Below are 21,099 nucleotides of genomic sequence, written 5' to 3'. Positions count from 1 at the left end.
GAAGGCATCGCTGCAACACCAGAACAAGCACCGCTCAATGATCGCTCTTAAAGTACTTCAAGAACGGATCGTTCTTGTCGAGCACAATGACACCATTGCCATCAGCCATACCGTTTCGGTAAGCCTCCAGACTACGGTAAAAAGCGTAGAACGCGGGGTCATTAGCACCAGCTTTGCCGTAGACACGCGCAGCTTCAGCATCACCCTCACCACGCAATTTCTGGGCATCACGCTCAGCATCAGCAATTAACACAGTGGACTCGCGATCGGCCTGGGCACGAATGCTCAACGACCGCTCCTCACCCTCAGCACGCAACTTGGCAGCCTCTTGCTTACGCTGGGCACGCATGCGTTCGTAAACATCACTGATCACCTGGCTGTCTACTGGCAGCTCAATCTGCTTGATTCGAAGATCAACAATATGCACACCTAACCCTTTAGTCGCAGCATTGATACTTTTCAATTGACCAGCAATCAACTCACTACGATCTCCAGACACCAACTCCTGCAAGGTGCGCGAGTTAATCTGGTTACGCAGCGAATCAGTGATGATAGGCGCCAAACGGGCGGCAGCTTGAGACTCATCGCCACCGGTAGCACGGTAAAAGGAACGCACGTCTTCAATGTAGCCAATTGCAAAAAAATCGACACTGACATCCTTCTGTTCAGCAGTAAAGTAGCGCGCTGGCTCCGTAGCCATCACCTTGAAACGACGATCAAATAGACGCACCGACTCAACCAACGGGATCTTGAAATGTAAACCTGGCTTTAGGTCGTAACGCACCACACGACCAAGATTGATGACCATCGCAGTCTGATCCTCGCGCACTACAAAGATCGAGCTGAACAAACTAAGAAAAAGCACAGCCGTAACAACAATCCACAAATAATTTTTCATAGAGGAGCTCCTTCACGGCCTGCAGGACGGACAACGCGCTGCGGATTACGGATATTCTCATTAGATGGCTTGCTAAGCGATTCGGGGATCAATAGATCCTGTGACACCGGAGGCGCATTGCCCACCCCTCCCTGGATGGTAGTAGCCGGTAGACGTGGCACGTCCGATGCTATCGGCACATAAATCAATTGACGGCCATCGGCACCGATCACCTTACGATTCTGTTCCAGGACCTGCTGTATTGTCTCCAACCACAAACGCTTACGCGTAACCTCCGGAGCGTTCTTGTATTGGGCCTGCAGAAGAGTAAAACGGTCAGCATCTCCCTGTGCACGTGCAATCACCGCCTGCTTATATCCCTCAGCCGCCGTACGGTTACTAGCCGCACGGCCACGTGCCTCAGGAACAACCTTGGCGGCATAAGCCTGAGCCTCATCAATAAGGCGCTCACGTACCTGCTGAGCACCATTCACCTCATCAAAAGCCGACTTCACTTCCTCTGGGGGGCGTGCGTCAGGCAAAGTCAAACCAGTGACCAACAGACCAGTACGGTAAGCATCCAACGATGCCTGTAAACGCTCTTTAGAGGCTGTCGACAAGGGACCACGGTTATTGAGTACCGAGTTGAGATCGGATCGACCCACTTGTTCACGGACCGCACTTTGGGCAGCCTGAACCAGCACTTCATTCGCATTACGCGAGCCATACAAGTATAGGTGCGGGTCATTAATCTGGTACTGCACATTGAGCGTGACATTCACTATGTTCTCGTCACGGGTCAACACAGGGACCTGCTTACCGAAAGTCTTAATCTCGGTGGCGTTGACCTTATACACCGACTCCACGGGCCACGGCAGCTTGAGGCTCAACCCCGGCTGCAACACCCTCACAAACTGCCCAAAGCGCAGCACCACACCACGCTGCTGCTCGCCAATTAACTGGACACTAGAGAAGACCACGATCAAAAGCACCCCAATCAGCACCCAACTCAGGATACCCGCATCAAATAAATCCTTAAGTGGCCCTGGCACCTTCCAGAAACCACCGCCATTACCGCCACCACGTAACGGACCTGAACCACGATGTTGCGACTCTGAAGCATGTTTACCCTTGCTTCCAGGTATGTTCCAAGCCATGCATACTCCATGATGGAAAGGCGGAGCGGGGGTAATCCCGCATTGCCGCCATGATGAATGAATCCGAGAATTGTACAAACTTATGGGTATGGGGTAGATAGTCAGTTTCAAAATGTCTGCCGTAATACGGTTAGGTTCACCCCAATGACCTCAATATCCATCCCAGCCAAGTTCACCGCCTTCCGGATTCACCGAGACGGTGCTGGCCACCGTGCTGGACTGGAAACAGTTGCCCTAGAGTTGTTAACTCCAGGAGAAGTGATAGTTCGCGCGTTATGGTCTTCTGTCAATTATAAAGATGCCCTGGCTGGTACAGGGCGAGGCAGGATCCTACACCGATTTCCGCTCACTGGGGGAATTGACGTTGCAGGACATGTGGTCGCATCCGCCGACCCAGCATTCAATGAAGGCGATGCCGTCATCTCCACCGGCTGTGGCCTCAGTGAAACTCTAGATGGCGGCTATAGTCAGTACGTACGCTTGAAATCACATGCATTACTTCCACTCCCAGCCGGACTGAGCCTACGTGAAGCAATGGTGATAGGTACTGCCGGCTTTACTGCAGCACTGGCACTTTTACGCTTGACTGAAAACCATCAGACACCAGCATTAGGCCCTCTCGTGGTTACTGGAGCCACTGGTGGGGTCGGTATGCTGGCTTTGGACATCTTCAGTGGCGCTGGTTTTGAGGTGTATGCCGTCAGTGGCAAAATCCAGCACACCGCATTCCTACACCAGATCGGCGCCACGCAAGTACTTCAACGCGAAGTCCTACTAACCGATAAACCGCTAGCCTCAGCACACTACGGTGGCGGCCTAGACAACGTTGGCGGACCACTCTTAGCAGGACTAGTCGCACAAACTGTACCGCATGGCAACATCGCTACGGTTGGGCTGGCAGCAAGCCCAACGCTAAATATGACCGTCATGCCCTTTATCCTACGCGGCGTTTCTCTACTAGGCATCGGAGCGTCAGGCACCGTACGCACTATCCGCGAACACATCTGGGGAAGGTTAGCTGGCATGTGGCGCCCACGTCACCTGGAGCAGATCTGCACACATGAAGTTGGACTGGATGAACTGCCACAAGTATTCGAGAAAATGCTCGCAGGCGCATCATTCGGACGTACCATAGTGCGTATCGAATAGGGTAACCCTTTCCGTGCGGCCACCAATATGCATCGCGCTTCCAGCTCCGCCTATATACACACTAAACTGCTGAAGCAGACATGGGGAAAGCTATGGCACGCATTTTGATCGTCGAGGACTCACCGTCACAATTACTCAGCATCCAGAGAATCGTCGAGAAACTAGGGCACGAAACAATTACCGCAACCGATGGCAACACCGGGGTAGAGGCAGCCAAAGCACATTTACCTGATCTGGTACTGATGGACGTGGTCATGCCTAAAATTAATGGGTTTCAAGCCACACGCACACTCAAGCGCGAACCAGCAACGCAACATGTACCAGTCGTCCTGGTAACCACCAAGGACCAAGACACTGATCGGCTATGGGGCATACGCCAGGGCGCGCGCGCCTACATCACCAAGCCTTTCTCAGAGAGTGAATTGCTAGAAGTCATGGAAAGAATATTCAGCCAACCAAAAGCAAAAGCGAACGAGTAAGGCACACCATAACGAGAAACCGGACAAGTACCATCGTTATGCTTTTCACCACATCAAGTCGACACAAAGCATCGTGCTTTCATACCTCAGAGAGAATGGCTGTGTGCATCGTTGATGAATCAGATCCCATGCGACTGATAGCATGATGAGATACTTCATGGCATTAATAACAAGGAAAAACTCATGACTGGTCTTGTGACTGGTCTTGCACAAGATCAGTTTATAGAAAAAAACACCATACCTACAGACTGATAACGATCAATGGACCTAATGTTTTCGAAAGCGTTAATAAGCACAATTGGAAATTGTGTCGTAAAACCAACCAAACCAGAGCAAACGCTCAACCTGCCTCCACCCTTTTCTCTATTCAGGGGTAAGGCGGGAAATGCCATCCGGAAAATCCAGCAATATTGGCTACTGCATGAAAGTTAATGCTGGTAAGCAGCAATAGCCCCTTTCATCAATCTGCGTATGCGCACAGAAAAGTGAGTGAATCAATTCACACACGCATTATCCAACTCTTGCCGCAAAATCTGATCCTTTTCTATACAGATACAAGAACAATAAACTGCCACGCAACATCACCCCATCACTCTCACTCCCTGAACATCAATAGAACCGCGATCAAAATAAGGCCAAACGCTGCCCAGTGATTCCAACGTAGTGGCTGACCCAAATAAAATGTTGAGAAACAAGCGAATATCAAAAGAGTAATTACCTCCTGCATACCCTTCAGTTGCGGGGCCGAATAAACAACACTGCCAAGGCGGTTACCCGGCACCTGAAGACAGTATTCAAAGAAGGCGATGCCCCAACTCACAAAAATCACGGTAACCAACGAAACACTCTTGTACTTGAGATGCCCATACCAAGCGAATGTCATAAAAACGTTACTACCAATCAGCAATAACACTGGATACAGATAAACAGAGAAGGGAGTCAACATAACATATTAAAAATGCAAAGATGGATGTAAAAGTAAAGTACGCAAAGCTAAGGACATCCCCAAAAACATACGTTCAACATTTCTGGAACAGCATCATGACAATGAGTCACTCAATTATTTGAAATACTCCAAATGAGAACAACCATCTGAACTAAAAAATCTCAACGGATCGACCAATCATTGTGACCATAAAAATATATCGACCAAGTAACACTGCCTAGAAAAGCATCCTAACATCAGTCAGACAACGACATGAAGCCATCCAAGATGGCATTAGTCAACAGAAAAACTCAATCTCAGACAATCGTTTTCTCATCGTAAACATACAGCCAATTGGAATATTTGGATGATAACCTTAACAAAAAACCCATCATCAGCGAAAAACCCTTAAAAAATAGAAACATCAAAGATAGCAATGAAAAAGTATTATGCATCTCTCATTTTTCTCAGCACTCAACGCATCAATGGAATATGTTATCACCATCCTCAATCATGTACCTCTGCAACGCCTTACTAGAAAGGCTTATAGTACGAAGCAACCACTCCCACTCACATCAGTATAACGAATGCCCCATGCAGTGCATTTTTCTAGGAAAACAAATAACAAAACAAGAGCCGCCTTTCATCATGACGATTATGAAGTTTAGACATCAGGTCTGAAAAATAAAAAAGAAACAGTGATTGTTTACATTAAAACTCAAGAAATTCATCTTGATGACAATCCATGTCAATATAAAAAGAATGCAAAAAGCGAAAGAAACACTAAATATTTCCCGCTGACTTGACTCAAAAGAATCTTAAAATCATTTTTAATGTAAAAATTATTTCCATGAATGAATCTAGCTAATGATCGATACGCATCAACAGTTTTCACACATTTATGAATGCGCCAGATGGAAAACCATGAAAATATAGAAGGCTATCCAAACTACTCTCTAAGAGAGAGAAAATCTAGTGGATTGATTACAAAACGAAGAAGCAAACGATCTATGAACATCTAAAATAGAAAATATTTCTACCGAATTTCTGCTTGGACGAACACCTAAATAAGCTAATAATCTTTTTTGTTTCAAAAAAGATTCAAAATCCTGAAAACTATCACCTTCTTTTAATCAAAAAATCCTCGACCTTTTTTCCGGAAGCAACCAACTCCGTCAACCAACGTGGCCGCTTACCGCGTCCAGCCCAAACCTCATCTTTATTCGATGGATTACGATACTTCGCTGAAATTTTCCCAGCCTTACGTTTAGCCTTCTGAAGCATCTTAGTGGCACTTACCTTCCGGCTGCGGCCACTCGGTACCTTAGCAAACAACTCTTCAATGGTATAACCCTCGACCTTAGCAGCCTTGGTCAGCGCTGTGCGTACCTTATCAATTGAAGCGCGCTTAGTCACAAGACTGTGCTGTTTCTGAGCGGCTTTAATCAATATGATCAATTGTTTTGCCGACAGGTCAGTAAGATCAATAGACATCTCGACTCCGAAAAAATAATATGGGTCTTTTTAAAAAAATTTATGTACTTAAAGCGTCGGCCATTATAATCACTCGGTTTGAAACTGACAAACACATAGCAACAGTTACAATGAAACATTCATATTTCAATAACACAAATCAATCAGGCTTTTATTCGCGTCAGCAAAGTCGTCTTATCCAGATTCTCAACCATTGCAGTACGACGTGCGCGATATTCATAAGTACCAGCAGCTAATCCACGTTCGGAAACCACAATACGGTGAGGAATACCGATTAATTCCATGTCCGCAAACATCACGCCAGGACGCAAACCACGATCATCTAATACCGTATCAACATCCGCTGACTGCAACTCAGCAAGAAGCAGTTCTGCAGCGGCAGTAATGACCGGATCTTTTTTTGGATTAATCACACAAACCGCTACCTGCCATGGTGCAATGGGAGCGGGCCAAATGATGCCAGCGACATCATGGTTCTGTTCGATTGCGGCAGCAACGATCCGTGACACACCGATGCCATAACAACCCATCGTCATGGTGACAGCTTTGCCATACTCATCCAGCACCGTCGCTTTCATTGCTTCGGCATACTTACGACCAAGCTGGAACACATGACCGACTTCGATACCGCGCGCAATACAGATCTTCCCACCATCGACAGCGCGATCCCCTTCGATCACATTACGGATGTCAGCCACAACTTCCGGCTCAGGCAAATCTCGACCCCAATTCACTCCAACCAAATGAAAGCCAACCTCGTTAGCACCGACCACAAAGTCAGCCATCACCGCAACCTCACAATCAGCAATAATGCGGATCGGCATACCTGGGCAAACCGGACCAAGAAAACCCGGCTCACTCCCCAGATGTCTGGCTATTTCGACCTCATTAGCCAAACGAAAGTTGGCCAAGCCCGGTAGCTTGCTCAATTTAATATCGTTAAGCGTATGATCGCCTCGCAACAAGGCCAGAAAAAAGCCGCTATCGGTCATCACCGCGATAGACTTCACCACACGCTGCAGTGGAATATCCAACAGAGCAGCAACATCTTCACAACGCTTCTGCGTCGGAGTGCTGACTTTCTGTAACGTTTCGTTTGCGGTCAAGCGCGGACCAGGCGTAGCAGCAATGGCAGCCTCGATATTGGCCGCATAGTCCGATCCCGTAGAAAAAGCCAGTACATCTTCTCCAGAATCAGCAATCACGTGAAACTCCTGCGAAGCATCACCACCAATCGCACCAGAATCAGCCTGCACTGCACGGAACTCCAACCCCAGCCTGGTAAAGATACGTGTATACGTCGCCCTCATATTTTCGTACTCACGTACCAAATCAGCATCGCTCAGATGGAACGAGTAAGCATCCTTCATCACAAATTCACGCGCACGCATCACCCCAAAACGGGGTCTAATCTCATCACGGAACTTCGTTTGAATTTGGTAAAGATTGACCGGCAACTGTTTATAACTGGTCAACTCCTGTCGTACGTAATCAGTCACTGCCTCTTCTGCAGTGGGGCTGTAACAGTACTCGGCTTGTTTACGGTCCTTGATCTTGAGTAACTGGCTACCAAACTTCTCCCAGCGTTCGGATTCTTCCCACAATTCACGAGGCTGAATTGTGGGTAACAACATTTCTACCGCACCGGCACGATTCATCTCATCGCGCACGATTGCTTCCACTTTACGCAAAACACGCAATCCCAAAGGCGACCATGTATACAGACCAGAAGCCAGTTTGCGAATCATCCCAGCACGCAACATCAGCCGGTGACTCACCAACTCGGCATCAGCAGGGATTTCCTTGGTGGTATGCAGATGAAACTCAGACAAACGCATCGGAAGCTCCCCAAGGAAAATAAACCCCGTATTCTGCCAGCGATTCCTAAGCAGCAGGCAAATCGAGTCACATCGAAGAAGTACTCAGTGTGACGGTGTGGCGGTGCAATTAGCCTTAATCGCAGCCTCGGCCAGAGCTTTCTGAGCCACACGTTGCGCTTCGTCCAGCGGAGTATCTGGCTTGCCATCACCGTTCGAATCCAGCATCAACTTACCACTACCGCTGAGCAACTCCAGATTTTTACGCGCGTTAACACAGGCTGGACTCTCCACTGAAGCCGTTTGGCTGCTAACCGCTGACTCACCATGATGGCTCACACTGATGGTCTCGAAAGATTGCGCATGTTGCGGGGGAGTCCCCGAATAATGGGAAACCCCATTGGCATCCTTCCATTTATACAATGTGCCGGCACTGACACTAATGCTGGCAAGCAATAAACAACAGACAACAATTCGTTTCATTCCCTCGGTCTCCATTAACATCTGGGGTGGGGGGGGTGTGATTGCAACACTTGCAAGCATCACTGGCAAATCTTCACTATCAAGCGCCTCAACGTATCAAAGCTTACTAGAATAGCTCGAAATGCTCCTAGCCTACCCCAAGGCTGACGCACACCCTACACTTTACATATGAACAAAATACGATCTATTACTGGCTCACGCACAATCTACTTGCTACCTAACCTACTTACCACCATTGGTTTATTTTCCGGGTTCTACGCCATCATTGCCGCAACAAACGGTCAGTTCATTGATGCCAGCATCGCTGTATTTATTGCGGCATTAATGGATGGCTTGGACGGGCGCGTCGCACGCTTGACTGGGACAAGCAGTGAATTCGGCGTCCAGTATGACTCTCTCGCCGACCTGATCAGCTTCGGCATGGCACCTTCACTGGTGATGTACCACTGGTCGCTATCAACACTGAGACTCGACAGCAACATCATGGGTCGCGTTGGTTGGGCAGCCGCATTTCTATACACAGCCTGTGCGGCACTGCGTTTAGCACGCTTTAATACTCAAGTCGAAATGGTCGACAAACGCTGGTTCGTCGGCCTCGCCAGTCCAGCTGCAGCTGGATTAATGATGTCCTTCGTCTTTGCATTTTCTGATGGCAAGTTAGGCTGGAGCGGAGAAGATCTACGCTACATCACACTTACCGTGACGATCGCCGCGGCACTACTGATGGTCAGTCGAATCCTGTTTTGGAGCTTCAAGGGCAATACAAGCCACCCACGATCAAACAATATCGCATTCCTGGCACTGGCTCCCATCATCCTGGCATTGATGATGATCGACCCACAACGGGTATTACTGACAATGGCTGTCCTGTACACCCTCTCCGGGCCAATACTGTGGCTGTGGCGACACCAACACAAAAAGAGAGGCGAAACAAAATGATCGCCACCATGAACCCAACACCATGGTCAGCCCAACAACTCTGCTGGCTGCAAGCGATAGGCTATACCGTCTATCTGGATCGCAAAACGTTTCCCGAACCAGCAAGCACAAACAAAACGCCGTCTACCATGCCTGAGAACGGCGCAATGCCTGAGATACAAGACAGGACGCATGGGCTGGAAATGTTGACAATTGCACACAGCAGAACCAATACCACACCAGTACCCCAACGATGGGGACATATCAGTATTCCCGACAAACTCCAAATCGCACTTCTACGCGCCTGTGCCGCCGGCCCCTCAGATCCACAGATACAACAAATAATGGCGACCTGGCCGCTGGCACAATTACGAGCCGACCCACATGCTAAGCGCGCACTGTGGCCGCAACTGCGCACAATACGGCGTCAAGCAAAAAAGTAAATGAACACGCTAAAGACCTCACCGCTACCGGTAAGGCTCTGTACGCTAGGCGAATCGCACTTGGACAAAGTGATGGAGATCGAACGCCGTGTCTACTGTTTTCCATGGACACGCGCCATCTTTCGTAACTGCCTTCAATCCGGACATCTTGCTCTACTCATGAAGCAAGGCCGCAATATAATCGGGTACGGGATAGTAAATATCACACGGAAAGAAGCGCATCTACTCAACATCTGTATTGCTCCGGAACAACAATCACACGGCCTCGGACGCAGCCTGCTACGTACCTTAATCAAGCTATCATGCAACAGCGGTGCACAATGCATGTTCCTAGAAGTGCGCCCCTCTAATACCGTAGCAATTGCGCTATATCACTCCGAAGGCTTCAATGAGATTGACCGCCATCGACACTACTACCCTGCACAAAACGGATATGAAGATGCACTAGTCATGGGCATAGAGTTTTCTTGAATCGCATTACATCAGATTTTTAAAAACCGCATTACTTACAACACTGTTGTACTGCCACTCTACGAAGAAAATAATATGGTAAGAAGTTCTCTACAGACCATCGCTACGGAAGCTGCACAACCTGCAACACCAAGCCAAGCCCTCATACTTAATCGTCATTTAAGCACTTATCGACTACTACATATTCAACACACGGCACTACCCGACAGAATCATCACTAAAATACACACACATCCATGCAAAATATTCTGAAAACAACCAATACCATCAAACCTCATCATACAAACGTAAAAACATACCTCCCACATGAACGACGCTACACATACATGAACGACTAATCCAAAAAAGCACATTGCACTCTGAAGAATGAACATTCTTCAATGACACTGCTAATATTGAATATCCTATCTTCATTAAAACTCCTAAAAAAATTAAATTAAAGCATTCTGCATCAATGGTAATTGAGTGACTGCACGATGCATCGCAACGGCCTTTTTTCAGAATCACCCAACTCATCTCGCATCAAAGAACATTTCACCTCAGATCGTGAGTATTTCCATTACTGCCACGCTACACAACTGAATACAAATAAATTCAGCCAACCTCAGCAGGCAAGACATGTAATTACTTTTACTTTAGAAAAACCACACATCAAGCACTCCCTTAAGATCTCCTCAGCATCCGACCTGACACACTCCCAACTTAAACCAATTGACTCCATGACCAATTAGGTAGCTGCAAGTAATTCAAACTGCATCGCCTCACCACTTTGCGCGTTTGCACACACCCATAGATCAAATAAACCAGGCTCGGCACCATACACACCTTGCGGATTGGTAAAAGCCAACGCATTACGGTCGAGAGTAAAACACACCTCCACACTTTCACCTGGTGCAATGTATACCTTACGAAAAGCCTTCAGCTCACGTATCGGTCGCACGCGACTGGCAACACGATCATGCACATACAACTGCACCACCTCCTCACCAGCAACCATCCCGATGTTAGTCACTCGGGTCGTCACCAACAACGTCTGATCCCACGCCAGAGATACCGTGCTTAATTGCGGTGCAGAATAGGCGAAACGGGTATAACTTAAGCCATGACCGAACGAATATAGTGGCGCATTCGGAACCTCACGCCAACGTGCCTTGAACTCAGATATCGTCGGTAACTCAGGACGCCCAGTCCGTGAATGATTATAAAAATACGGCTGCTGTCCCGTCGTGTAAGGGAAACTCACCGGCAAACGCCCGGACGGATTATAGTCACCAAACAACACATCAGTGACAGCCGTACCAGTCTGCGTCCCAAGAAACCAAGTAACCAAGATCGCCTGCGCATCACGTACCGCGCCCCTGAGTGCCAACGCGCGACCGTTACGTAACAACACCACGATTGGCTTACCCATCGCAGCGACTGCCTCAGCCAACACCTGCTGCACCTCAGGCAACACGATGTCGGTACGCGACTGCGCTTCACCACTGTAACGCTGCGGCTCGCCCAATGCCAACACCACCACGTCAGCCGCCTGTGCTGCTTGCACCGCATCGGAAACACCACCAGAAATTGGCTCCTCAATATTGCAACCAGGAACCACCGTTAGCATCTGCGTATCGACCACTGCGCGCACCCCCTGTTCCAAAGTCACATAACGGTGCTTATCGCCGAATAGGGTCCAACATCCCTCAATGTTGTCACGATCCTGCACAAACGGACCAATCAGCGCGATACGCTGTGCCTGCTTACGCAACGGCAATAACGGCCCATCGTTTTTCAGTAATACGATTGAACGCCGCGCCGCATCACGCGACAACGCATCATGCGCCGAAATGTACGAAACATCGGCCTCACGGACCAGATCCAAAGACCGGTACGGGTTGTCGAATAAACCAATGACTTCCTTGATCTGCAACATACGCCGCACACTCGTATCAAGCATTGCCATCGGCACCTCACCGCTCGCCACTAACTCAGGCAAATGCTCGGCATAAAAGCCGCTCTGCATACTCAAATCCAACCCAGCCAAGAACGCTTTCTTTGTCGCATCACGCGCATCAGCAGCATAGCCATGTGCGATCAACTCCATATCAGCGGTGTAATCGGAAATCACCAAACCAGGGAAACACCACTCACCACGCAGAATATCGGTCAACAACTCACGATTCGCGCTGGCCGGCACACCATTAATGTCATTGAACGCCGTCATCACCGTCAGCGCACCAGCAGCAAACCCTGCTTGGAACGGTGGTAAATGCACATCACGCAGCGTCTGCAACGCAATCTCCACATTCGCATACTCCATCCCGGCAGCAACCGCACCGTAAGCAGCAAAGTGTTTTGGTGTTGCCATCAATGCATCGGGTGCCTTCAAGTCAGGCCCCTGAAAACCACGCACACGGGCTGCGGCAAATGCAGACCCCAGCAGCGTATCCTCACCAGCCCCCTCAGCAACACGGCCCCAGCGCTGGTCACGAGCAATATCCACTGCCGGTGCGTAAGTCCAATGAATACCCGCCGCAGTAGCCTCAATCGCAGTCGCACGCGCAGTACGTTCGGCAAGCTCTGGCTCGAAACTGGCCGCTTCACCCAACGGAATTGGGAACACAGTACGCATCCCATGAATCACATCTGCAGCCAAAATGACTGGAATTCCGAGACGACTCTCCTCTACCGCTGCCTGTTGGATCCTAAGTCCCAGTTCAACCCCAACACCATTGAACAACGAACCAACTCGACCAGCACGCACCTGAGCCAACAGCTCATCAGCGTTACGCACATTGGCCTCAGGATTCACGTCTGGAGCAAATGGCCGCACCATGTCAGCAAAAACACCCAACTGCCCCACCTTTTCCTCTACCGTCATACAGGAAAGCAGGGATTCAATGCGATCAGAAGCAGTCATGAAATCCTTGATAAAACGTTTATTTAGCGGTGGAATTCCCATCATCAGCGCCCTTTGAAACGCGTATCTCAAAACACACTGACTGCCAGAAGAAGGTTGCTTACCTACATAGTTATAACCAACCACACTGCAGACAAATCATGAAGATCAAACGTCTACAAACAGCAATCCAATAATAATGACAAGAGCCAGGGACTACATTCCGTCCATAACCCACTCAATGAATAGGCAACCCACGTAAGAATGTACTGCAGATGAGACCTATCTACTGACTATCTATTGACAAAGATAAACAGACCAAGCACCCGCGTTTCTCGCTGCAATCCCAACTCAGCAAGATCACCCATTAAGAAAATCAGATGGGCCGGACGTGTATCCCGACAACACATTCACATCAGGTGATCCTTGAATTGGATAGGCACGTCCTCAATACACTGCTAAACAACATAAGTGCGTCGTAAAACATCATATCAAGTCGCTCTATCGTGGACACATCCTTCTTAATGCCTGTCGTGCGCATACACACGTCAATGCGCACGCCCCGTTAACGCAGCCGATATAGCACTCAAACGTTGCGCCGTTTCCATCAACATGGTGTCACTGGAACTCTGAAAAACCCTCAACCCAAAGTGCGGCAACAACGCCAACAGATGATCGAAAATGTCCGATTGAATTTGCTCGTAAGCCACCCAATCCGTGTTATTTGTAAAACAGTAGATCTCCAAAGGCAGCCCAAGATCCGTTGGTTGCAATTGCCGTACTAACAACGTCATCTCCTGGTGCACATGCGGGCTGGCACGCAGATAATGCTCCACATAAGCGCGAAATGTCCCAAGATTGGTAATACGGCGAGCATTGACTGAAGCAACACCTTGACTTGACAGCGCCACATTCCACTCAGCCAAACTCTCGCACTTTGCATCAATGTAATCACGCAATATGCTGAACTCACGCATCCTTGCAATTTCAGAATCATCAAGAAAACGTACACTGCACTGATCCAGAAATAGCGACCGCTTGATCCGGCGCCCACCACTCTCATGCATTCCACGCCAGTTCTTGAACGAATCACTGATCAATCGCTTGATTGGAATTGCAGTAATCGTTTTGTCCCAGTTCTGGACCTTGATCGTATGCAGCGCAATATCAATCACATCCCCATCAGCGCCCTGCTGTGGCATTTCGATCCAATCACCCACCCGCACCATATCGTTGGAATTAATCGTCACACTGGCGACCAACGACAACAACGTGTCCTGAAAGACCAAAATCAACACAGCCATCATGGCGCCCAGACCAGAAAGAAGGATCAGCGGCGACTTGTCTATCAATACTGAAATCATCAGTACAGCCGTAAACAAACCGAGCACAATTTTCAGCAGCTGTACATAACTCTTGATTGGCTTGTGCTGCGCATCGGGACGGCGCTCATACACTTGATTGGCCAAATCCATCAAACGAGCCAACGCCAATGCCACGGTCAATACGATAAAAGCCGTACAAACATTGCGCACCACTGCAACCACCACAAGTGGCACATCAGGCACCGCGGCCACTCCCAGAGACAACACCAATGCTGGAACCACATTAGCCAAGCGCGGGATGACACCCAAACGCATGCCGTAGCCGCCCTCCTCGCCAGCAAGCACACTGCTACGCAGCACACGCTGCACACCACGTAGCAAAACCCGCTTCGTCACCCAATTAGCAAACCAAGCAGCCAACAACAACATGATTGTTGCTAATACACGGTAGACCCAAGGATAAGGTGCCAAGACATCATGCAAATGGGTCCAGGTAATCGCAATGCTGGCATTGAACATCATCACTCCAAAATCACAGCCCCCTTCAATGTACAGCATGGGGTACCCACGTATCCCCACACATTGGCATTGAACCAAGAAACAAATAATCTCAACAGCAGCACACGTTTGTCTTACCACCACGGACCATCTGAGGTGGCAGCCAACACAAGGAGACGAGAATATCACCCATAAATAGCGACTTAAGTCACGTAAATTGATCCAAGAAACAGCACCCTCCCAAACACCCCCAACGCTTAAACGGCATTGGTACGGTGACGCTCAATGATGACGCCCACTGCCTGGGCGCCACGCACCGCACCCGGCTTACTCAGTTTCAAACGTAGCCAATGCATACCGAATTCATCAAGCAATACCGCCGCACAATACTCGGCCAACGTCTCAACCAAACCACAGTCAGATTGCTGCACAACTTCGATTAAACGCTTACTAATCGCACTATAGTTCAATGCATCAACGATATCGTCACTGGCTGCCGGAAGACGATTATCGAAACCCATTTCAAGATCAAAACACAGTATCTGACGAACTCGTCGCTCCCAATCGTAAATACCGATCAACGCGTCGATCTCAAGACCTTCGATAAACACTTTATCCATAGAAAAATTTTTTCAGGGGAGATGAAACAAGCCAGAGTGCAGAAAACATTTTCACGCGGTAAACAACTATAAAACTAGGGACTCATCGGCGGCACGACCGCGAGACCAACGGTGGCAACGCAGCCATATCCCAACGCGGCGTTACACGCACCGCAACATCACTCTGCTGACCCGCCTGCAAACGCAACGCCCCGGCAAAAGCGATCATCGCACCGTTATCCGTACACAATGCTGGACGCGGAAAACAAGCACGCCCACCACGTTGCCTGCACATTGCCTGTAATCGTGCACGCAAGCACTTGTTGGCACCGACACCGCCAGCAACTACCAGCGTCTGACAAGCCACCGTATCCAAGGCACGTTCACATTTGATCGCCAGAGTATCAACCACAGCATCCTCAAAACCGCGTGCAACATCGACGCGAATCGCATCAGACTGATCACTGTTGCGCCACGCTAACAATACCTGAGTTTTTAATCCCGAAAAGCTGAAATCCAACCCAGGACGATCAACCATCGGACGAGTGAAACAGAATCGACCTGGAATACCCCGTTCAGCCAACGCAGCCAACTGAGGCCCTCCCGGATACGGCAGGCCCATCAACTTGGCAACCTTGTCAAACGCCTCGCCAGCCGCATCGTCCAACGTTTCACCAAGCAACCGGTAATCACCAATCGCATCGACTGCAACCAACTGGGTATGCCCACCCGAGACCAGCAACGCCACAAACGGCACCTCAGGTGGATCATCCTCCAGCAACGGTGACAACAAATGACCTTCCATGTGATGCACCCCAATCGCCGGCACCTCAAGTGCCCAAGCCAATGCACGTGCCACCCCTGCACCGACCAACAGCGCACCAACAAGACCCGGTCCGGCCGTGTAGGCCACTCCATCCAACTCCTCAACAGAAAGCTTGGCCTCAGCCAGCGTCTGACGTAGCAATGGCAACAACTTACGTACATGATCACGACTTGCCAACTCCGGCACCACACCACCGTATTCGGCATGCAACGCAACCTGGCTATAGACAGAATGCGCACGTAACGCAGCAGAACCAGAGAGCGCAGTGTCATACACCGCAACGCCAGTTTCATCACATGAAGACTCAATACCGATGATTTTCACATACCATCCATTTATTTTTGCCTAGATTGCAGGACACATAACATACCTAAGGCTTGCACACACATTTTAAGCCTTTATAATCCCTCCTTCTTTATGGCGCGGCGGACATGAGTTGTGCGAGCTTACTCGCAAACCAATCCCGCTAAGCCTTCAGTTTATTTATGGAGAATGCATGCCAAGCGTTAAAGTCCGCGAAAACGAGCCTTTCGAATTTGCGCTGCGTCGCTTTAAGCGCATTTGCGAGAAAGCAGGCATCTTAGCCGAAACTCGAAAGCGCGAGTTCTACGAAAAACCAACACAAGAACGTAAGCGAAAGGCTGCAGCAGCTGTAAAGCGCAATATCCGCCGTACCTCTCGGGATGTGACCAAGCGTAAGCGCTTGTACTGATCTGTTACACAACATACGCCGCATCTTTGTCTGTTTTGCTCCACACAATCGGCGCAACCGATAGAGGCACTTCCCACGGCAGACTGCACATTAAAGCGTTGGTGGTTTTTTTATCTTTACCCTGAGACATCATCAATCCAGCAAACCACCCACTGACGGCCAGTTTCCTCATTGACGGAGGCGCACATGAGCCTAAAAGAGCAGATCACCGATGACATGAAAGCCGCCATGAAGAGCGGCGACAAACACACCGTAGGGGTCACTCGGCTGATCAACGCCGCTATCAAGCAGAAAGAAATCGACGATCGTATCCCCCTGGACAACGACGGTGTACTCACTGTTTTACAAAAAATGGTCAAGCAACGCAGGGACTCAATCAAACAATACAGCGATGCCAACCGCGAAGACCTCGCACAGATAGAACACGATGAAATCAAAGTCATCGAACGCTACCTACCAGCCAGACTCGGCGAAGCAGAGATTATTGCCGCAATCCAAACAGCGATTGCAGACACTGGGGCCTCAAGTTCAGCCGATATGGGAAAACTGATGGGGGCAATCAAAACCAAACTTGCCGGCCAAGCCGACATGGGACAAGTCTCTGCACTGGTGAAAAAACACCTGTCTCAGTAATCCCCTCGCCCTCCAAGCCGCTAGAAAACACACTTCAGGCCAACGTACCAACTTAAAGAACAACTTATCCTGACTCGCGGGGCATCACATTCCGGACCGTCTCACTGGTCCGGCACCTCTTCCTAATCCCCCCACCCATTCACCTGTTTTTGCCATCCAGACTGCTAGAAACACAACGCCAACGGATGACGCACACAGACAACTCCATTGCGTAAACCGCACTAGCAACACGGCATACAACTTATGGCGGAGAACCTCCTTTCACCCAAACAACTGAACAAACACCTAGAACGCTTGCAACAAAGCCTACCGATGGCGCTGGTCAACCGTTTCAACGAGATCGACCTACTGACTCAAGCCGCCTCACTGTCCTTCTACGCACTGCTATCACTGGCACCACTACTGGTACTGCTCCTCTGGCTAACTGCCTCACTCTATCCTGCGGCACAAGCAACGCTGATCACACAGATTGAACAATTAGCGGGTAACAGCGCAGCCACCGTCGCCAAAACGATTTTACAAAACGCCACCGCACAACCCACTTTCGGTACCCTGGCAGGACTGTGGAGCACACTGTTATTGTTCATAGGTGCTACGGCAGTGTTCGCACAACTGCAAAACGCGCTGAACCTCATCTTTCACACCGATCAACGGCGCCTGGAAGGAATAAAAGCATGGCTGAAAAAGCGTGTGTTTTCTTTCGGTGTCGTGTTAGCACTGGGCTTCCTGCTGATCATCTCCATGGTCGCCACAACCGCACTGCAAGTCGTGTTTACACACCTGCCTTCCATGCTGCCGACGATAGGCTACCTAAGTACACTGGTGCTGTACACGCTAGCCTTTGCGTTTTTATACCGCTATTTACCAGACCGAACAGTCAACTGGCGCCAAGCCTACATCGGCGGCGCAATCACCGCTTGCTTATTCACACTGGGTCGCTATGCCATCGGGCTGTACATCAGCACCGCAGCACCAGGCAGCGCCTACGGCTCAATGGGTGCATTGGTCATTATGCTGGTATGGATGTACTACACATCCGTCGTATTCTTCATCGGCGCACTGCTGACTGCCGTCATCGACGAACGGTTACGTGATCACAAGATCCGAAACATCCAACACTGAACACCACCGAACACCTGACCAGCATTACGGTGTATGACACTGCGCGATGTCATTCTGCTACGTTGCGTGCTCACCATGTCTAACGCAACCATCCCTATCACGCGTGCTGCACAGCCCTTGCACCCGAGATGCGAACACACATCACCGACCGCACTGCTGAAACGAACATCCGACAGAATCCAACGAATGCCCCCCAACCACACAACCCTCCCCCTACACCACCGACAGCTCCCCTCCCCCAATACAACACCACACTTGACAGACCGCCTACACTACTAAAATGGCCCGCATCCCTGATGCATTCATTGATGAACTACTCGCCCGTACCGATATCGTGGAGGTAGTAGGCAGCCGCCTACCGCTGAAGCGTCAAGGCAAAGAATACGCATCGCGGTGCCCATTCCACGACGAACGCTCCGCCTCCTTCTATGTCTCTCCGACCAAGCAGTTCTACCACTGCTTTGGTTGTGGCGCACACGGCACCGCCATCAACTTTCTAATGAACTACGACCGCCTCGAATTCCTTGATGCCGTCGACGAACTGGCCAAACGCGCCGGAATGGAAATCCCCCGCGAAACCCAGCAAAAACACGCACACCAGGACGACAGCCGCCCACTCTACGCCGCACTAGAGGCTGCATCTCACTTTTTCCAAAAACACCTAGAAAACAACCCCAAAGTCCAGGCATACCTGAATGAACGCGGTGTTGATATCAACACCCGCACACGCTTCCAGATTGGTTACGCACCCGACGGATATAGCGTACTGAAAGACACCCTAGGGACCGACGAACGACGCATCACCCTATTAGATCGGGCAGGCATGCTCTCCAAAAACGACCGCGACCACGTCTACGACAAATTCCGCGACCGAGTCATGTTCCCGATCTTTGACCGACGCGGCCGCGTCATCGCCTTTGGCGGCCGCGTCCTGGACAAAGATAAAAGCCCGAAATACCTCAACTCCCCGGAAACCACCTTATTTCACAAAAGCCGCGAACTGTACGGCCTCTGGCAAGTACGCCAAGCACACCAGAACATCGAACGACTGATCGTCGTCGAAGGCTACATGGATGTGATCTCACTCTTCCAATTTGGCATCACCCAAGCCGTCGCCACACTTGGCACAGCAACCACCGTAGAACACGCCGAACTCCTATTTCGCAATACCCCGGACGTGTACTTCTGCTTTGACGGCGACAACGCCGGCCGGAAAGCCGGTTGGCGCGCACTTGAATCGATCCTGCCACGCATGAAAGAAGGACGACAAGCCTTCTTCCTCTTCCTGCCCGATGGCGAAGATCCAGACACCATCGTCCGTAAAGAAGGCAAAAACGCATTCAACGAACGCCTCAAACAAGCCATCCCACTGTCACAATTCTTCTTCGACACACTCTCCAGCGACATCGCCCTGCATACCCTGGACGGCAAAGCACGCCTGGCCGAACGCGCCCGCCCACTGCTCATGAAAATCCCCGAAGGCGCATTTAACGACCTCATGCGGCAACGCCTGGCACACCTCACCGGTGTCAACATCGCCCACCCCGGACCAGCCACTGCCGCCACATCACGGCCAGCGACACGCCTTACTGCACAGAAACGCAACCTCATCCACACAACAATCGCAATCATCCTGCAACAGCCCTCCCTGGCAATGACCCTGAACACCCCATACCCTCTTGCCATTAACGACCTAAAACAACCAGGCATCGCCCTACTACTAGAATTACTCGACCTGATACACCAGCGCCCGGAGATCACCACAGGCGCCCTGCTAGAACACTTCACCGAACGCGAAGAATACGTCCTACTACAGACACTAGCCACACAAACCATGCCAGGTGACACCGCCACCTGGACCCAAGAATTACAAGGCGCGATGACACAAATGCAGAAACAGCTACTCCAACAACGCCTGAACGCACTCCACACCAAACAACTGACCCAGCCCCTGGACGACATCGACAAGTACGAACTGCGTGAACTGCTCAAAAACCGCACCACACTACGGTGAAACATCCCACAACCGTCCTACATCCCTACGCAACAACACCCAACCAACACGGATGACCCAACCCATTTGATACAACCAACATCCCGCGTGCCTTGAAACACCGCCCTGCACACCGACACATCTCAACAATCACCGACCACGTGACACCCCAGTCACCACAGCAACGCCAGATAGACTCACAACACAGCCTTCCTGCCGCAGCACGACACGGCTACCTCACCACAGAAAGCAACAGTCCTATCCCTGCATTCAACCAACCGTGATTTATACTTG

At 50.0% G+C, this 21,099-nt stretch carries 19 protein-coding genes and 1 pseudogene; 10 read left to right on the top strand and 10 right to left on the bottom strand.

The genetic code is table 11. From position 1 onward, the window contains the following. Window positions 1–34: 34 nt before the first annotated feature. A complete protein-coding gene (hflC, locus tag F7G16_RS03855; RefSeq protein ID WP_004089788.1) occupies window positions 35–898 on the bottom strand; it encodes a protease modulator HflC in 864 nt (287 codons plus the stop codon). Next, window positions 895–2,034 carry an FtsH protease activity modulator HflK gene (gene hflK, locus F7G16_RS03850; protein WP_004089789.1) on the bottom strand — a complete coding sequence of 380 codons (1,140 nt, stop codon included), beginning with the start codon at window positions 2,032–2,034 and terminating at the stop codon, window positions 895–897. The genes hflC and hflK overlap by 4 nt, the downstream gene beginning before the upstream one ends. Window positions 2,035–2,178: 144 nt before the next feature. Between hflK and F7G16_RS03845 the strand changes: the two genes are divergently transcribed. Beyond that, window positions 2,179–3,183: an oxidoreductase gene (locus F7G16_RS03845; protein ID WP_004089790.1), complete on the top strand. Its 1,005-nt coding sequence runs from the start codon at window positions 2,179–2,181 to the stop codon at window positions 3,181–3,183. A gap of 92 nt (window positions 3,184–3,275) precedes the next feature. Beyond that, entirely contained in the window at window positions 3,276–3,662 is a 387-nt protein-coding gene (gene pilH / locus F7G16_RS03840; RefSeq protein WP_004083584.1) for a twitching motility response regulator PilH, read from the top strand. A gap of 595 nt (window positions 3,663–4,257) precedes the next feature. Here pilH and F7G16_RS03835 read toward each other — a convergent pair. From F7G16_RS03835 to F7G16_RS03820, 4 genes and pseudogenes are all read right to left on the bottom strand, one after another. Next, window positions 4,258–4,608 (bottom strand): DMT family protein, encoded by a 351-nt coding sequence (locus F7G16_RS03835; protein ID WP_004083585.1) that lies wholly within the window; start codon window positions 4,606–4,608, stop codon window positions 4,258–4,260. 1,104 nt (window positions 4,609–5,712) lie between these two features. Beyond that, window positions 5,713–6,081 (bottom strand): annotated as a pseudogene (locus F7G16_RS03830) (H-NS histone family protein); the annotation flags it as partial. Window positions 6,082–6,224: 143 nt separating this feature from the next. Next, entirely contained in the window at window positions 6,225–7,919 is a 1,695-nt protein-coding gene (locus F7G16_RS03825; RefSeq protein ID WP_038233155.1) for a proline--tRNA ligase, read from the bottom strand. Window positions 7,920–8,003: 84 nt separating this feature from the next. Beyond that, entirely contained in the window at window positions 8,004–8,381 is a 378-nt protein-coding gene (locus F7G16_RS03820; protein ID WP_004083588.1) for a DUF4124 domain-containing protein, read from the bottom strand. Between the two features lie 168 nt (window positions 8,382–8,549). Here F7G16_RS03820 and pssA point away from each other — a divergent pair, with 168 nt between their 5' ends. Genes pssA through rimI form a run of 3 tightly spaced genes read left to right on the top strand, consistent with a single transcriptional unit; the run spans window position 8,550 to window position 10,213 of the window. Further along, window positions 8,550–9,320 (top strand): CDP-diacylglycerol--serine O-phosphatidyltransferase, encoded by a 771-nt coding sequence (pssA, locus tag F7G16_RS03815; protein ID WP_004083589.1) that lies wholly within the window; start codon window positions 8,550–8,552, stop codon window positions 9,318–9,320. Next, on the top strand, window positions 9,317–9,742 hold the full coding sequence (locus F7G16_RS03810; RefSeq protein ID WP_004083590.1) for a hypothetical protein: 426 nt from the start codon (window positions 9,317–9,319) through the stop codon (window positions 9,740–9,742). The genes pssA and F7G16_RS03810 overlap by 4 nt, the downstream gene beginning before the upstream one ends. Next, the gene (gene rimI / locus F7G16_RS03805) at window positions 9,743–10,213 is read left to right on the top strand and encodes a ribosomal protein S18-alanine N-acetyltransferase (RefSeq protein ID WP_004083591.1); all 471 of its coding nucleotides are present in this window, start codon (window positions 9,743–9,745) and stop codon (window positions 10,211–10,213) included. Window positions 10,214–10,940: 727 nt separating this feature from the next. Here the strand turns inward: rimI and bglX are convergent. The 4 genes from bglX to tsaD form a co-directional block, all read right to left on the bottom strand. After that, the gene (gene bglX / locus F7G16_RS03800) at window positions 10,941–13,163 is read right to left on the bottom strand and encodes a beta-glucosidase BglX (protein WP_049756317.1); all 2,223 of its coding nucleotides are present in this window, start codon (window positions 13,161–13,163) and stop codon (window positions 10,941–10,943) included. Window positions 13,164–13,645: 482 nt separating this feature from the next. Next, window positions 13,646–14,980 (bottom strand): mechanosensitive ion channel family protein, encoded by a 1,335-nt coding sequence (locus F7G16_RS03795; RefSeq protein ID WP_004089805.1) that lies wholly within the window; start codon window positions 14,978–14,980, stop codon window positions 13,646–13,648. Between the two features lie 197 nt (window positions 14,981–15,177). After that, complete coding sequence (gene folB, locus F7G16_RS03790) at window positions 15,178–15,540, bottom strand: dihydroneopterin aldolase (RefSeq protein WP_004089808.1); 363 nt, start codon at window positions 15,538–15,540, stop codon at window positions 15,178–15,180. 82 nt (window positions 15,541–15,622) lie between these two features. Next, window positions 15,623–16,669: a tRNA (adenosine(37)-N6)-threonylcarbamoyltransferase complex transferase subunit TsaD gene (gene tsaD / locus F7G16_RS03785; RefSeq protein WP_004083595.1), complete on the bottom strand. Its 1,047-nt coding sequence runs from the start codon at window positions 16,667–16,669 to the stop codon at window positions 15,623–15,625. A gap of 172 nt (window positions 16,670–16,841) precedes the next feature. Here tsaD and rpsU point away from each other — a divergent pair, with 172 nt between their 5' ends. From rpsU to F7G16_RS03760, 5 genes are all read left to right on the top strand, one after another. After that, on the top strand, window positions 16,842–17,057 hold the full coding sequence (rpsU, locus tag F7G16_RS03780; RefSeq protein WP_004089809.1) for a 30S ribosomal protein S21: 216 nt from the start codon (window positions 16,842–16,844) through the stop codon (window positions 17,055–17,057). Between the two features lie 186 nt (window positions 17,058–17,243). Beyond that, window positions 17,244–17,690 carry a GatB/YqeY domain-containing protein gene (locus tag F7G16_RS03775; protein ID WP_004089810.1) on the top strand — a complete coding sequence of 149 codons (447 nt, stop codon included), beginning with the start codon at window positions 17,244–17,246 and terminating at the stop codon, window positions 17,688–17,690. Between the two features lie 243 nt (window positions 17,691–17,933). Next, window positions 17,934–18,812 carry a YihY/virulence factor BrkB family protein gene (locus tag F7G16_RS03770; protein ID WP_004089811.1) on the top strand — a complete coding sequence of 293 codons (879 nt, stop codon included), beginning with the start codon at window positions 17,934–17,936 and terminating at the stop codon, window positions 18,810–18,812. A 280-nt stretch (window positions 18,813–19,092) separates the two neighbouring features. Beyond that, window positions 19,093–20,826, top strand: coding sequence for a DNA primase (gene dnaG / locus F7G16_RS03765; protein ID WP_004089815.1), 1,734 nt, complete (start codon window positions 19,093–19,095; stop codon window positions 20,824–20,826). Between the two features lie 92 nt (window positions 20,827–20,918). After that, window positions 20,919–21,089: a hypothetical protein gene (locus F7G16_RS03760; RefSeq protein WP_155274701.1), complete on the top strand. Its 171-nt coding sequence runs from the start codon at window positions 20,919–20,921 to the stop codon at window positions 21,087–21,089. Window positions 21,090–21,099: the final 10 nt, after the last annotated feature.

It is taken from the genome of Xylella fastidiosa (assembly GCF_011801475.1).
Classification (GTDB): Bacteria; Pseudomonadota; Gammaproteobacteria; order Xanthomonadales; family Xanthomonadaceae; genus Xylella; species Xylella fastidiosa.
This window is presented reverse-complemented; position numbering and strand designations above follow the sequence as displayed.